The organism is Bradyrhizobium sp. USDA 4472 (assembly GCF_054058595.1).
On record NZ_JBSSAM010000001.1, the window covers coordinates 6372337 to 6386786 of the forward strand.

General features: G+C 65.0%; 8 protein-coding genes. 1 reads left to right on the forward strand and 7 read right to left on the reverse strand.

What is annotated here, in order from left to right; all coding sequences use genetic code 11:
* Positions 1-14: 14 nt before the first annotated feature.
* The 4 genes from ACVWZ4_RS29920 to ACVWZ4_RS29935 are packed head-to-tail and all read right to left on the reverse strand — an operon-like array spanning position 15 to position 9233.
* Positions 15-3119 carry an efflux RND transporter permease subunit gene (locus tag ACVWZ4_RS29920; RefSeq protein WP_456741734.1) on the reverse strand — a complete coding sequence of 1035 codons (3105 nt, stop codon included), beginning with the start codon at positions 3117-3119 and terminating at the stop codon, positions 15-17.
* On the reverse strand, positions 3119-6268 hold the full coding sequence (locus ACVWZ4_RS29925; RefSeq protein WP_456741735.1) for an efflux RND transporter permease subunit: 3150 nt from the start codon (positions 6266-6268) through the stop codon (positions 3119-3121). Before ACVWZ4_RS29925 ends, ACVWZ4_RS29920 begins: the two co-directional genes overlap by 1 nt.
* A gap of 36 nt (positions 6269-6304) precedes the next feature.
* Positions 6305-7768: an efflux RND transporter periplasmic adaptor subunit gene (locus ACVWZ4_RS29930; protein WP_456741736.1), complete on the reverse strand. Its 1464-nt coding sequence runs from the start codon at positions 7766-7768 to the stop codon at positions 6305-6307.
* A complete protein-coding gene (locus ACVWZ4_RS29935) occupies positions 7758-9233 on the reverse strand; it encodes an efflux transporter outer membrane subunit (protein WP_456703530.1) in 1476 nt (491 codons plus the stop codon). Before ACVWZ4_RS29935 ends, ACVWZ4_RS29930 begins: the two co-directional genes overlap by 11 nt.
* Positions 9234-9727: 494 nt before the next feature.
* Between ACVWZ4_RS29935 and ACVWZ4_RS29940 the strand changes: the two genes are divergently transcribed.
* A complete protein-coding gene (locus tag ACVWZ4_RS29940; RefSeq protein ID WP_456703529.1) occupies positions 9728-10762 on the forward strand; it encodes a cysteine synthase A in 1035 nt (344 codons plus the stop codon).
* Positions 10763-10961: 199 nt separating this feature from the next.
* Here ACVWZ4_RS29940 and ACVWZ4_RS29945 read toward each other — a convergent pair whose 3' ends face one another.
* Genes ACVWZ4_RS29945 through ACVWZ4_RS29955 form a run of 3 tightly spaced genes read right to left on the reverse strand, consistent with a single transcriptional unit; the run spans position 10962 to position 14436 of the window.
* Complete coding sequence (locus tag ACVWZ4_RS29945) at positions 10962-11702, reverse strand: amino acid ABC transporter ATP-binding protein (RefSeq protein ID WP_092232907.1); 741 nt, start codon at positions 11700-11702, stop codon at positions 10962-10964.
* Positions 11703-11713: 11 nt separating this feature from the next.
* Positions 11714-13234, reverse strand: coding sequence for an amino acid ABC transporter permease (locus ACVWZ4_RS29950; protein ID WP_456741737.1), 1521 nt, complete (start codon positions 13232-13234; stop codon positions 11714-11716).
* A complete protein-coding gene (locus ACVWZ4_RS29955; protein ID WP_456703527.1) occupies positions 13231-14436 on the reverse strand; it encodes an amino acid ABC transporter permease in 1206 nt (401 codons plus the stop codon). The genes ACVWZ4_RS29950 and ACVWZ4_RS29955 overlap by 4 nt, the downstream gene beginning before the upstream one ends.
* Positions 14437-14450 lie beyond the last annotated feature (14 nt).

Sequence of the window (14450 nt, forward strand, 5' to 3'; positions counted from 1 at the left end):
GTTCAACAACCCGCCTATTCCGCCGGTGCTGCCAGCGCGCGTGGCTCGGATCTCCGGCGCAGGCGATCGATCAGGAGGTAGATCACGGGCGTGGTGTAGAGCGTCAGGACCTGCGACACGAACAGACCGCCGATGATGGTGATGCCGAGCGGGCGCCGCAGCTCGGTGCCCGGTCCGGTCGCGATGACCAGCGGAATGCCGGCGAACAGCGCCGCCATGGTCGTCATCAGGATCGGGCGGAAGCGCGCCTGGCAGGCCTCGAAGATGGCTTCTGCAGAGGACAGGCCGCGCTGGCGCTCGGCATCGAGCGCGAAGTCGACCATCATGATGCCGTTCTTCTTGACGATTCCGATCAAGAGGATGATGCCGACGAAGGCGATCACCGTCAGCGGCGTATTGGTGATCTGCAGCGCGAGCAGCGCGCCCAAACCGGCCGAGGGCAGCGTCGAGATGATCGTGAGCGGATGAGCGAGACTCTCATAGAGCACCCCTAGCACGATATACATCGCCACCAGCGCGCCAAGGATGAGCAGCGGCTGTCGACCGCTGGTCTTGGCGAAATCACCGGCGTTGCCGTCGAAGCTGCCGCGGATGCCCTCGGGCATGTGCAATTCGTCGACCGCGCGCTGGATGTTCTGCGTGGCAGCCTGGAGCTCCACGTCAGGCAAGGTGTTGAACGACACCGTGGTCGAGGGCACCGACTGCGAATGGTAAACTGCGAGCGCAGCGAGCCCGCGGCTCGCATGCACCACGGCGGACAGTGGCACCTGCACGTCACCCGCGCCGGCGACGTAAATGCGCTCGAGGTTGGAGGGATCGACCTGGAATTTCGGATCGATCTCCAGCACGGTCATGTACTGGTTGCGCTGGGTGTAGATGATCGAGATCTGCCGCTGCGAGAAGGCGTTGTTCAAGGCATTGTCGATGTCCTGGACCTTGACGCCGAGTGCTGCGGCCTTGCGGCGATCGATGTTCAATGTCAGCTGAAGTCCACCGGGATCGCGGTCGCTGGAAATATCGGTGATGCCCTCGACCGTCTCCATGCGCTTGGCCACGATCGGCGCCCATTTCTGCAGCAGGTCGAGGTCGGTGCTCGACAGTGTGTATTGATAGTTCGAATCGCTCTGCCGGCCGCCGGCGCGGACGTCCTGGGCGGCGAACATGAAGAGACGGATGCCGGGCACGGGAAACAGTGCCTTCCGCAGCCGGTCGATCACGACCTGCGTCGAGACGTGGTCGCGCTCCTCGGGCGGCTTCAGGCTAATGTACATGACGCCGCGGTTCGAGGTCGCGCCGCCCGGGCCACCGCCACTGCCGACCGTCGAGCCGATGCCGGCCACGGCCGGATCCTGCATCACGATGTCGGCGAGGCGCTGCTGCAGCGTCAGCATCGACTGGAACGAGATGTCGGCCGAGGCCCGCGTCGCGCCGATCACGAAGCCGGAGTCATCCGTCGGGAAATAGCCCTTCGGCACCTTGATGTAGAGCACCACCGTCAGGGCGATGGTGGCGAAGAACACCAGCAGCGTCAGCAGCGGAAACTCGAGCACGGCGCGCAAGGTCCGGGTGTAGAACGCGACGACACGCGACAGCGAGCCTTCGATCAGGCGGTCGAACAGCGTGGCGGACCCCGACGTGGTCTGCCTGACATAATGGGCGCAGATCATCGGCGTGACCGTCAGCGACACCAGGGTCGAGACCAGAATCGCGAAGGTCAGCGTCAGCGAGAATTCGCGCAACAGGCGGCCGACGATGCCGTCCATGAAGATCAGTGGGGTGAACGCCGCGATCAGCGACAGGCTGATCGAGACCACCGTGAAGCCGATCTGCCTGGCGCCCTCCAGCGCCGCCTGCATCGGCCGCATGCCGTGCTCGAGATTGCGGAACATGTTCTCGATCATGACGATGGCATCGTCGACCACGAATCCGACCGAGATCGCCAGCGCCATCAGCGACAGATTGTCGATCGAAAAGCCGGCGACCCACATGCCGGCGCAAGTGCCGGCCAACGCCAGCGGCACCGAGATGCCGGCGGCGATGGTCGGCGTCACCCGGCGCAGGAACACGAACACCACGACCATCACGAGAACTGCGGTCGCCAGCAGCGTCCATTGCATGTCCATGACGCTGGCGCGGATCGTCGAGGTGCGGTCGACCAGCGTGGAAACGTCGACACCGGCCGGAATCCACTGCTTCAGCTCGGGGATCAGCGCCTTCACCCGGTCGACGGTGTCGATGACGTTGGCGTCGCCCTGCTTGGTGATCTGGATCAGCACCGCCGGCTGCTTGTTGAACCAGGCGATCGAGCGCGCATTGCGGACGCCGTCCTCGATCTCGGCAACGTCGGAGAGCTTGACGAAGTTGCCGCCCGAGCTCTTGATGACGATGTCGCGGAATTCCTGCGCGGTGCGCATCTGCTTGTTCAGCGACAGCGTCTCGCTCTGGCGTTCGCCGTTGAAGATTCCGACCGGACCTAGCGGGTTTGCGTTGATGATCGCGGTCCGTACGTCGTCGGTCGCGATTCCCGCATTCGACAGCGCCACCGGATTGAGCTGGATCCGCACCGCCGGCTGGTCCGCGCCGGATACCGTCACGTCGCCGACACCGGGTACCTGCGAGATGCGCTGCGCCAGCACGGTGTCGGCGACGTCGTAGATCGCGCTGGCGGACAGTGTCTTGGATGTCAGCGCCAGCACGAAGACAGGCGCGCCGGCCGTGTTCGCTTTCCGAAAGCGCGGCAGCGCCGGCAGATCGCTGGGCAAATCCACCAGCGCGGCGTTGATGGCGGCCTGCACGTCACGCGCCGCCTTGTCGATGTTGCGCCCGATGTCGAACTGGAGCTGGATGTTCGCCGTGCCGAGCGAGCTCGTCGACGTGATCTGGTTGATCCCCGCGATTTCGCCGAGCCGCCGTTCCAGCGGCGCGGCGACGGTTGCCGCCATTACCGAAGGATCGGCGCCGGGGCGGCTCGCCGAGACGAAGATGGCGGGGAAATCGACGTTCGGGACCGAGGCCACGGGGAGGAACTCGTAGGCGACGGCCCCCAGCAGGAACAGACCGATCGACAGCAGCGTGGTCGCGACCGGGCGGCGGATGAAGGGCTCCGAGATCGACGCCATCACTGCATCCCCTCGGTCGCGCCGGCCGTCGGCGCCTCGGGCTCGGGCGGCGGCAGCGCCTGCTCGAGGCGGCGGTTGATGCGGTCGAGCGCGAGATAGATCACGGGCGTGGTGTAGAGCGTCAGCAACTGGCTCAGCAGCAGGCCGCCGATGATGGAGATGCCGAGCGGGAAGCGCAGCTCGGCGCCCGTGCCGCTCTCGATCGCGAGCGGCAGCGCGCCGAACAGCGCGGCCAGCGTCGTCATCATGATCGGACGGAAGCGCAACAGGCAGGCCTGCACGATGGCTTCGTGGGCCGGCATGCCCTGACCGCGCTCGGCTTCGAGTGCGAAGTCGATCATCATGATCGCGTTCTTCTTGACGATGCCCATCAAGAGAATGATGCCGATCAGGCCGATCACCGAGAGATCCTGCCCGCACAGGATCAGCGCCAGGATGGCGCCGACGCCCGCCGACGGCAGCGTCGAGAGGATCGTGATCGGGTGGATGTAACTCTCATAGAGCACGCCCAGCACAATGTAGATCGTGATCACGGCGGCGAGCAGCAGCCAGGGCTGGCCGGCCAGCGCCTTGGCGAACTCGGCGGCATCGCCGGCATAGACGCCGACGATGCTGTTGGGCATGCCGATGCGAGTCTCGATCGACTTCACCTCATCGACGGCATCGCCGAGCGCCGCGCCCGGCGCGAGATTGAAGCTGAGCGAGATCGCCGGGAATTGGGCCTGGTGCGAGATCGCCAGCGGCGCCGTGGTGCGCTTCAACGTCGCCACCGCGTCGAGCGGCACCTGGGCATTGGGCGCACCGACCGCGGAGGAGCTGGCGCCGCCCGGCAAGTACAGTTTCGACAGGATCGAGGGATCGCGCTGGTACATCGGCAACGCCTCCAGCACCACGCGGTACTGGTTGGCCTGGCCATAGATAGTCGAGATCTGGCGCTGCGCGAAGGCGTCGTTGAGCGTGTCGGTGATGGCTTGCAGGCTGACGCCGAGCTGGCCGGCGCGGGTGCGGTCGACCTCCAGCTGCGCGCGCAGGCCGCCTTCCTGGGCTTCCGAGGAGACGTCGCGGAACAAGGGATCGCGCCGCATCTCGTCGACGAGCTTGCGGGCCCATTCCGACACCAGCGTCGCGTCGGTACCTGTCAGCGTATACTGGTACTGCGAGCGGCTCGACTGGGTCGAAATCTGCACGTCCTGCACCGGCTGGAAATAGACGGTCATGCCGGGAATGCCGGAGACCTTGTCCTTCAACCTCGCAATGACCACGCCGACATCGTCGACGCGCTCGCCGCGCGGTTTCAGCGTCATGACGAGGCGCCCGACATTGGTGGTCGGATTGACCGAGCCGGCGCCAATCACCGAGACCACACCTGTGACGTCAGGATCAGCCTTGATCGCGTCGGCAGCCTCGGCCTGCCGCTTCTGCATCTCCGCAAAGGAGACGTCGGGCCCGGCTTCGGTCACCGCCGTGATCGACGCCGTATCCTGCAGCGGCAGAAACCCCTTTGGCGCGACGACGTAGAGAACGAGGGTTGCCGCCAGCGTCGCAAAAGTGACGACCAGCGTGGTGCGCTGGTGGCGCAGCACCACGAGCAGCGTGCGGCGATAGAATTCGACGGTGCGGTCGATGAAGCGGCTGATGGCGGCAAGCCCCGGCACCGCCAGTTCCTCGTGGGCGTGCTTGAGCAGCCGCGAGCACATCATCGGGGTCAGCGTCAGCGACACCACCGCCGAGGTCACGACCGCGATGGTCAAGGTCAACGCGAATTCGCGGAACATGCGTCCCACGAGGCCCGACATGAACAATAGCGGGATGAACACCGCGATCAGCGACACCGTCAGCGAGATCACGGTGAAGCCGATTTCGCTGGCGCCCTTCAGCGACGCCTGCATCGCATTGTCGCCGTTCTCCATATGGCGGACGATATTCTCGATCATCACGATGGCGTCGTCGACCACGAATCCGGTGCCGATCGTCAGCGCCATCAGCGAGAGATTGTCGAGGCTGAACCCGGCAAAATACATGATGCCGAAGCTCGTGATCAGCGACAGCGGCAGCGCCACGCCGGCAATGATAGTTGCGCGCAGCGAGCGCAGGAACAGCAGCACGACCAGCGTCACCAGCACGACGGCAAGGACCAGCGTGAACTGGACGTCATGGACGGAAGCGCGAATGGTGACGGTGCGGTCGGAGACGATGGTCAGTTTGACGCCGGCCGGAATCGCTCGCTGCACCTTCGGGATCTCGGCGCGGATCTGGCTGACGACATCGATGACGTTGGCGCCGGGCTGGCGCTGGATGTCGATGATGACGGCCGGCGTGCCCTGGTACCAGCCGCCGGTGCGGTCGTTCTCGAGCCCGTCGACGATCTGCGCGACGTCGCCGATCGTCACGGGCGAGCCGTTGCGGTAGGCGACGATAACAGGCCTGTAGGCGTCGGCGGCGGCGATCTGGTCGTTGGCCGCGATGATGTAGGATTGCTGCGCCCCGTCGAGCGAGCCCTTCGGACCGGAGACGTTGGCGTTGGCGATCGCGGCCCGTAAGTCCTCCATCGCGATGCCGTAGGCGGCAAGCCGCGCCAGATCGGCCTGGATGCGCACGGCCGGCTTCAGCCCGCCAAGCACCGAGACGCGCCCCACCCCGGAGATCTGGCTGAGCCGTTGTGCCAGCAGCGTGTCGGCGATGTCGCTCATCGCGCGCAGGGAGATCGTGTCCGAGCGCAGCGCCAGTGTCATCACTGGCGCGTCGGCCGGATTCACCTTGGCGTAAGTCGGCGGATAAGGCAGCGTCTTGGGCAAGACGCCGGCAGCGGCGTTGATCGCGGCCTGCACGTCCTGGGTGGCGCCGTCAATGTCGCGGTTGAGATCAAACTGGAGCGAGATTTGGCTGACGCCGAACGAACTCGTCGAGTTCATCGCCGTCAGCGACGGGATCTGGCCGAGCTGCCGCTCCAGCGGCGCCGTGATCAGCGAGGCGATCACGTCGGGGCTCGCGCCTGGCAGCTGCGTCGATACCTGCACGGTGGGAAAGTCGACCTGCGGCAGCGCCGAGACCGGCAGCGCGAAATAACCCAGCAGCCCGCCAATCAGCAGCGCTATGCCAAGAAGGGAGGTCGCGATCGGACGGCGGATGAAGGGTTCGGAGACACCCATGTGATGCGCCTGCCGCTCAGGCGGCTGTTGCCGGGATCATGGCTGCTTGGCTCCAGATCCGGATGGTTGAGCCCCCGATGGTTGAGCCCCCGGCCCCGGCGCAGGCCCAGTCTGGCCCTTCTGATCGCCCTCGCTGCTCTTCCGCTTGGCGCGGAATTCACCGTCCCTGCCCTGTCCGTCCTTCTGGCCATCCTTCTGGCCATCCTTCTGGCCATCCTTCTGGCCATCCTTGGCCTGACCGCCCTTCCCGTCAGCCTGCGGAGCGCGCGTGCGCTTGCGCGGGGCGAGGTCGGCCGACGGCGTCTGCTCGTCGCGGCCGATGACGACCTTGGAGCCATCGGACAGATTGGCAAAGCCCGTGGTAACGACCTTGTCGTTCGCCGTCAGGCCGCTCGCAATGACTGCATCATGCTCGTTCTGCTGCGTCACCGTCACGGGCTTGGCCGTAACCACGTTGTCCTCGCCTATGACATAGCTGAACGTGCCGATCGGTCCGCGCTGCACCGCAGAAGTCGGCACCACCAGCGCCTGGTTCAGCGTTTCGACTTTGAGGCGGACATTGACGAACTGGCCCGGCCAGAGCTGGTAGTTGGCGTTGGGGAATTCCGCCTTGAGCTTGAGCGTGCCCGTGGTCTGGTCGACCTGGTTGTCGATGCCGGTGAGCTTGCCGGTGTCGATCACGGTCACGCCGTCATTGCCGAACACGTCGACCGACAGCGCGCCCTTCGCCGCGGCGGCATTGACCCGCATGATCTGCTGCTGCGGCAGGCTGAACCACACCGCGATCGGCTGCAATTGGGTGATGACGACCAGGCCGGTGGTGTCGGAGGCGTGGATGATGTTGCCCTGGTCGACCTGACGGAGGCCGACGCGGCCCGACAGCGGCGCCACGATCTTGGTATAGCTCAGCGTCGCGGCCGCATTGTCGATCGCGGCCTGATCGGCCTTGACCAGCGCCTCGGTCTGCGCGACCGCCGCGCGCTGGGTGTCGGCCTGCTGCTTGGAGCCGGCATTGGAGGCAGCCAGCTGCTCGTAGCGCGTCAGGTCGATGCGCTGGTTGGCGAGCTGGGCCTGGTCCTGCGCCTTCTTGGCGACCGCCTGGTCGTAGGTCGCCTGGTAGAGCGCGGGGTCGATCTCACCCAGCACGTCGCCCTTCTTGACGTCCTGGCCTTCGGTGAAATTCACCGCGATCAGCTTGCCGTCGACCTGCGAGCGGACAGTGACGGTGTTGAGCGCGCGGATCGCGCCGACGCCGTCGAGATAGACGGGCACGTCCTGAACCTTGGGCGTCGCCGCCAGCACCGGCACCGGCAGATCGGGGCGCTGCTGGCCGCGTCCGTTCGCCTGCTGCTGCGGCTGCTGATGCATCACGGACCAGCCGAGATAACCGAGGCCGCCGAGGATCGCGAGCGTGATCAGCGTCATGACGAAGCCGCGGCCGCGCGACTTCTTCGCCGTCCCGTCTTTCGCGTTGTCCTTCATATCCGGCTTAAAGAGCATTGACCGGTTTCTCCATTCGCGGCTCCCAGCCGCCGCCGAGTGCCTGATACAGGCTGACGATGGCGAGAAGGCGTGCGAGCTGCGCTTGCGACAGTGTGTCTTCGGCCTGGAACAGCGTCAGCTGGGTGTTGAGCACGGTCACGATATCGGCCGTGCCGGCGCGCAGCTGTTGCTCGGCAAGATCGAAGGCGCGCCGCGAGGCGTTGACGACATCGCGCTGCAATTGCAGCTTGATCGTTGTCTGCTTGATTGAAAATAGTGCGTTGTCGACGTCGGTGAAGGCCTGGACGATGGTCTTGCGGTAGGTTTGCAGCAATTCCTCCTGCCGCGCCTTGGCATATTCGAAATTGCCGAGGATCTTGCCCCCGTCGAAGATCGGTTGCGTCGCGCTGCCGACAAGCTGGAAGAACGCTGCGTGCGGCTGGAACAGTGAGACCAGTGCCGAGCTCTGGTAGCCGCCATTGCCGGTGAGTTGGATGGTCGGGAAGAATTGCGCGCGGGCGTTGCCGATATTGGCGGTGGCGGAGGCCAGCTGCGCCTCCTGCCGGCGGATGTCCGGCCGCTGCGTCAGCAGCTCCGACGGCAGCCCGGGCGTCACGCGCGGGATGGCGATCCTGTCCAGCGAGCCACCCGCAAGGCGGACGCTCTCGGGCGGACGCGACACCAGCACCGCGAGCGCGTTGCTGTTCTGGTCGAGCGTCTGGCGCAGCGGCGGCACCAGCGCCTTCTGATTGGCCAGCACGCTCTCCTGCTGGGCGACGTCGAGATCGGTACCCGTGCCGGCCTTGCGGCGCTCGCGGATGGCATCGAGGATGCGCTGGGCGCTGGCGATGTTGCGCTGGGCGGTGCGCAGCCGGTCCTGCGACGACAGCACCTGGAAATAGGCATTGGCGACCGCTGCGAGCGTCGTCAGCGCGACGGTGTCGCGGTCGAAGCGGTTGGCCTTGGCGGTCTCCTCCGCCGTTTGGAGGGCGTCGCGGTTCTGGCCCCAGAAATCGAGCTGGTAGCTGGCGCTGAGCGACGCGGAGTAGTTGACGACCTCGCGGCCGCCGTTGGTCAGGCCCGACGAACTCGAGCCCGAGGTGCGCGAATAGGTTTCCTGCCCGCTGCCCGACAAACTCGGCAGCAGCGCCGCGCCGGCCTGCCGCGCCTGGGCGTCGGCCTCGACGATGCGCGAGACCGCGGCTGCGATATCGAGGTTGACGGTCTGCGCCTCCTCCATCAGCTGTGTCAGCTCCGCCGAGCGGAAGCCGCGCCACCAATCCAGAGTCGGCGGCGCATCCGTCTTGCCGGCATATTTGTATTGCGCGGGGACATCGAGCGCGGGATCGGGAAGGTCCTGGGTCAGCACGCAGGCGCCCGAGCTCGACGCCAGGCACACGACTGCGACCGCTCGCAGCGTGCGGAACGCGCGACCAAGGAATTGCCTGACGGCAACGGCCGGAACCCGCTGTGTCACATCCACCCCCCGCCGGGCAGAACATGCCGCCGCCGCGCGGCCGGATTAGCCGATTCGCGGGCAGACGGCGGGAGGCGTTGATCCAACTCGTTCACAGCGTGATGCTTTCTGCAAAACCTGGAAGCAATACTAGCCGGGCGCGGAACCGCGGGACAGTCCCGCACCTGCGAAACGCACAGCCGAACGCGCCGGCGCAGGGGCTCTCGAAATGTAAGAAGTGCCTGTCTTGCAGACTTTTTTCAGCTTCCAACAGGCTCAGAAACACAACCAAGCTTACGAAGATTTCATGTGGTATTGCAGCCACATCGTTCTCGCCCGCTTCGCTATCCTGCGATTGTGAGCCTTTCGATCGTCGCCTTCGATCCGGTGGGACGAAGCCGATCCGTTGGGGCAAGCCACCTTCGCAATTCAGCAATATGAGTGTGCGCCCTCGCCTTGTGTGTCCTGCGACCCTACTTTAGGGTCGCGTCCAATCGCGAAACCAGCCGGTATTGCCTGACATGACCATCAAAAACGACGTTGTCCAAGCCATCGGCAACACCCCGCTCATCAAGCTCAAGCGCGCGTCCGAACTGACCGGCTGCACGATCCTCGGCAAGGCCGAGTTCATGAATCCTGGCCAATCGGTCAAGGATCGCGCCGGCAAATGGATGATTCAGGAAGCCGAGAAGCGCGGCGAGCTGAAGCCGGGCGGCCTCGTGGTGGAAGCGACCGCCGGCAACACCGGCATCGGCCTCGCGGTGGTGGCGAGCGCGCGCGGCTATCGCACGCTGATCGTGATCCCGGAGACGCAGAGCCAGGAGAAGAAGGATTTTCTGAAGCTGTGCGGCGCCCAGCTGCTGGAATCGCCCGCGCTGCCCTACTCCAACCCGAACAATTACCAGCATGTCGGCCGCCGCCTTGCCGATGAGCTGCGCAAGACCGAGCCGAACGGCGTCCTGTTCGCCGACCAGTGGAACAACCTCGACAACGCCAAGGCACATTATGAATCGACCGGCCCCGAGATCTGGGCGCAGACCGGCGGCAAGGTCGACGGCTTCGTCTGCTCAGTCGGCAGCGGTGGCACGCTCGCCGGCACCAGCCGCTATCTGAAAGAGAAGAACAAGGACGTCCGGATTGCCTGCGCCGATCCGCACGGCGCCGCCATGTTCGAATATTTCAAGACCGGCACCGCCAAGGCGAGCCCCGGCGACTCCATCACGGAAGGCATTGGCCTCGGTCGCGCGACCGCAATCGTCGAGAGTGCGAAGGTCGATGATGCCTTCCTCATTCCCGATGCCGAAGCTGTTACGGTGATCTACGAGCTGCTCCAGCACGAAGGCCTGTGCCTCGGCGGCTCGACTGGCATCAACATTGTGGGCGCGATGCGCCTCGCCAAGCAGCTCGGGCCGGGCAAGACCATCGTCACCATTCTCTGCGATTCCGGCAGCCGCTATCAGTCAAAATTGTTCAACGCCGACTTCATGCGCGCCAAGAACCTTCCTGTGCCGGAATGGCTGGAGAAGCGCAGCAACATCAAATTGCCGTTCGTCTAGGTCCGGACAGTCAGGCGCCGGCTCCAGGTCGGACGCGCCCTGCCTTGCGAGACGCGTGCAAGGCGGTGGTCCGACGTGGACTTCTTGTTGGCTGCGCGCACGGGCGGCTCGAAGGGGTTGGTGTAAGGCGCTCGCTCTGCGCCATTGCGATCGCAAGGCAGATCGCGGTCGTCACGACCGCCTGCGGAAATCTGCGAGATCAGCGCAGGATCTGGCTCAAGAACAGCTTCGTGCGGGCGTGCTGCGGGGTGGCGAAGAATTCGTTCGGCGTGTTGGCCTCGATGATCTGGCCGGCGTCCATGAACACGACGCGGTTGGCGACTTCCTTGGCAAAGCCCATCTCGTGGGTGACGACCAGCATGGTCATGCCCTCCCCGGCAAGATCGACCATGGTATCGAGGACCTCCTTGACCATTTCAGGATCGAGCGCCGAGGTCGGCTCGTCGAACAGCATCACCTTCGGATTCATGGTGAGGGCGCGCGCGATGGCGACGCGCTGCTGTTGGCCGCCCGACATCTGGCCGGGAAACTTGTTGGCCTGGTGCGGGATCTTCACCCGCTCCAGGAATTTCATCGCGGTTTCTTCGGCGTCCTTCTTGGGGATGTTGCGCACCCAGATCGGCGCCAGCGTGCAATTGTCCAGCACGGTCAGGTGCGGGAACAGATTGAAGCTCTGGAACACCATGCCGACCTCGCGCCGCACGGCATCGACATGCTTCAAGTTCGGGCCGAGCTCGATGCCGTCAACGACGATCTGGCCCTCCTGAAATTCCTCCAGCGCGTTGATGCAGCGGATCAGAGTCGACTTGCCCGAGCCTGACGGGCCGCAGATCACGATGCGCTCGCCCTTGACGACCTCGAGGTCGATGTCACGCAGCACGTGAAATTCGCCGTACCATTTGTTGAGGCCGGAAATGTTGACGATGGGGTCAGCAGGCATGACGGCCTCGATCAGTTGCGGCGGTGGGCGTTGAGACGGCGCTCGACGAAAAGTGAGTAGCGCGACATTCCGAAGCAGAACAGGAAATAAATGATGCCGGCGAAGGCAAAGCCGGTGAACGCCGTCGACGGCGTCGCCCATTTCGGGTCCGAGAACGAGGCCCGGAGCGAGCCCAACAGGTCAAACAGCGCCACGATCGAGACCAGCGAGGTGTCCTTGAACAGCGAGATGAAGCTGTTGACGAGGTTCGGAATGACGTGACGCAGGGCCTGCGGCAGCACGATCAGCGAGGTCGTCTTCCACCACGACAGCCCGAGCGCCGCCGCCGCCTCGCTCTGCCCGCGCGGGATCGCAGCGAGCCCGCCGCGAACGTTCTCGGCCTGGTAGGCGCCGGTGAACAATGCGATGCCGATCAGCGCGCGCACCAGACCATCGACGGAGAAATTGCCCGGCAGGAACAGCGGCAGCATGTAGGTGGCGAAGAACAGCACGGTGATCAGCGGCACGCCGCGCCAGAACTCGATGAAGGCAATCGAGAAGATTCGGATCAGGGGGATGGAAGCGCGCCGGCCGAGCGCCAGCGCGATGCCGATCGGCAGCGAGGTGACGATGCCGGTGACCGAGACCACCAGTGTCACCAGCAGGCCGCCCCAGAGATTTGTGGCGACGATCGGCAGCCCGCCGCGGTCGAGGCCCATCAGCTTGATGATGATCGCGACGGCGACAAAGGTGGCGATGCAGGACCCGAGCGCGCGCCAGCCGCCGCGCATGCCGCCACCGAGGACAAAGCCGGTCAGCGAGACGAATGCGGCCGTGAGGACGAGGTCGACCCAGACCGGCTGGCCTGTCTGCTGGATCTGGTCGCGCAGCCAGCTCAGCGGGAAGATCAGCCAGTGAAACGCGATTCCGAGCAGCGTGATGAGATGACCAACGAGCCACAGGAGCGGCGCGATGGCCGACGTCCCACTCAGGCCGAGCACGACCTGCCCGGCGCTGACGATGCTGTCATCGAACAATTCAAGCAGGCCGGCCGTCCAGCTCAGGCCGAATCCGGTGATGCCGCCGCCATGGAGCAGGAAGAACGCCACGGCAGGAAAGGCCAGGAAGAACAGGCCGGCGTTGAGGCCTTTGGCCGGCAGCCGCGGAATCAGCAGCGGCAGCAGCAGGGCTGCAGCCAAGATCAGTGCAAGATTGACCCGCCAGCGCTCGGCCTCGGGATAGAAGCCGTAGATCAGCTGCGGCAGCTTGGCCTGGATGTAGGGCCAGCAGGCGCCGACCGCGGAACCGGCGTTCTCGGTCAGGCAGGCGCCGCGGTCGCTGCCGGTCCAGACCGCATCGACGACAAGGAATCTGACGGACGGAATGATCGTGAACCAGAGCAGCAGGAGCCCGACGATGGTGAGCAGAATATTGGTCGGCGAGTTCAACAGGCGGGTGCGCAGCAGGCCGACAAGCCCTGATGTCTTGATCGGCGCGGGGCGCTCGGTGACCAGGTCCTGGCGGACGAAGGCCGAGGCGGTGATGTCGCTCATGCGCCGAGACTCCGGCTAAGTCGCCAGCCATAGATACTCATCAGGGCGCTGGTGAGGAGCGAGATCAGGAGATAGACGCCCATTGTCATGGCGATGATCTCGATCGCCTGCCCGGTCTGGCTCAGCGACGTGCCCGCCCATACCGATACCAGGTCGGGATAGCCGATCGCGACCGCGAGCGAGGAATTCTTGGTGAGATTGAGGTACTGATTGGTGAGCGGCGGCACGATCACGCGCATGGCCTGCGGCACCACGATCAGCCGCAGCGTGTTGCCACGGGAAAGGCCGAGCGAGGCTCCCGCCTCCATCTGCCCTGTGTGGACGGACAGGATACCGGCGCGCACGATCTCCGCGATGAAGGCAGCCGTATAGGTCGACAGCGCCAGCGTCAGCGCGACGAATTCCGGAATGATGCGCGCGCCGCCGGCGAAATTAAAACCCTTGAGCTGCGGCAGCTCGACCGTGAAGGGCAGACCGAACACCGCCATCGTGACGAGCGGCAACCCGATCAACAGGCCCAGCACGTAAGGCCAGATGCGGATCAACTGCCCGCGCAGGAACAGCGCCCGGCGCGCATAGATGCGCAAGCCCAGCGCCGCGACGATGCCGAACACCAGGGCCGCCACGAACGGCTCCAGCCCGGGCTGGCCAATCGGCTGAGGAATGACGAGGCCACGATTGCTGATGAAGGCGATGCCCAGCAACGAAATGCTCTGCCTGGGATTGGGCAGCGCCGCGAGCACGGCCAGGTACCAGAACAGGATCTGGAACAGCAGCGGCAAATTGCGGATGATCTCGACATAGATCTCGCCGACGCGCGACACCAGCCAGTTCGGCGACAGCCGGCACAGCGCGACGACGAAGCCGATCAAGGTGGCGAACACGATGCCCACCACCGAGACCACGACCGTATTCAGAAGCCCGACCACGAACACGCGCAGGAACGTGTCGGAGCCGGTGTAGGAAATCAGGGTCTGGTTGACGTCGAAGCCGGCGTTGTTGGCAAGGAAGCCGAAGCCGGCTGCAATGTGCTGTTTTTCAAGGTTGGCTCGCGCATTCGAGATGATCTCGTAGGCGACCCAGCCCAACACCGCCGCAAAAGCAAACTGGACGGCAACGCCGTTCCAGCCTGCCTTGCCACCCAGAAGGCGCCTGATCTTCAGGGCGATCTGGAGCGGCGGTTTACGAGCCTCGGTGCTCATTGCCGTGTGCCGGC

Bases quoted from the DNA above. Each gene is read 5' to 3' on its own strand.
- ACVWZ4_RS29940 (WP_456703529.1), top strand. From the start codon at position 9,728: ATGACCATCAAAAACGACGTTGTCCAAGCCATCGGCAACACCCCGCTC.
- ACVWZ4_RS29955 (WP_456703527.1), bottom strand. From the start codon at position 14,436: ATGAGCACCGAGGCTCGTAAACCGCCGCTCCAGATCGCCCTGAAGATC.
- ACVWZ4_RS29920 (WP_456741734.1), bottom strand. From the start codon at position 3,119: ATGGCGTCGATCTCGGAGCCCTTCATCCGCCGCCCGGTCGCGACCACG.
- ACVWZ4_RS29945 (WP_092232907.1), bottom strand. From the start codon at position 11,702: ATGCCTGCTGACCCCATCGTCAACATTTCCGGCCTCAACAAATGGTAC.
- ACVWZ4_RS29930 (WP_456741736.1), bottom strand. From the start codon at position 7,768: ATGCTCTTTAAGCCGGATATGAAGGACAACGCGAAAGACGGGACGGCG.
- ACVWZ4_RS29925 (WP_456741735.1), bottom strand. From the start codon at position 6,268: ATGGGTGTCTCCGAACCCTTCATCCGCCGTCCGATCGCGACCTCCCTT.
- ACVWZ4_RS29950 (WP_456741737.1), bottom strand. From the start codon at position 13,234: ATGAGCGACATCACCGCCTCGGCCTTCGTCCGCCAGGACCTGGTCACC.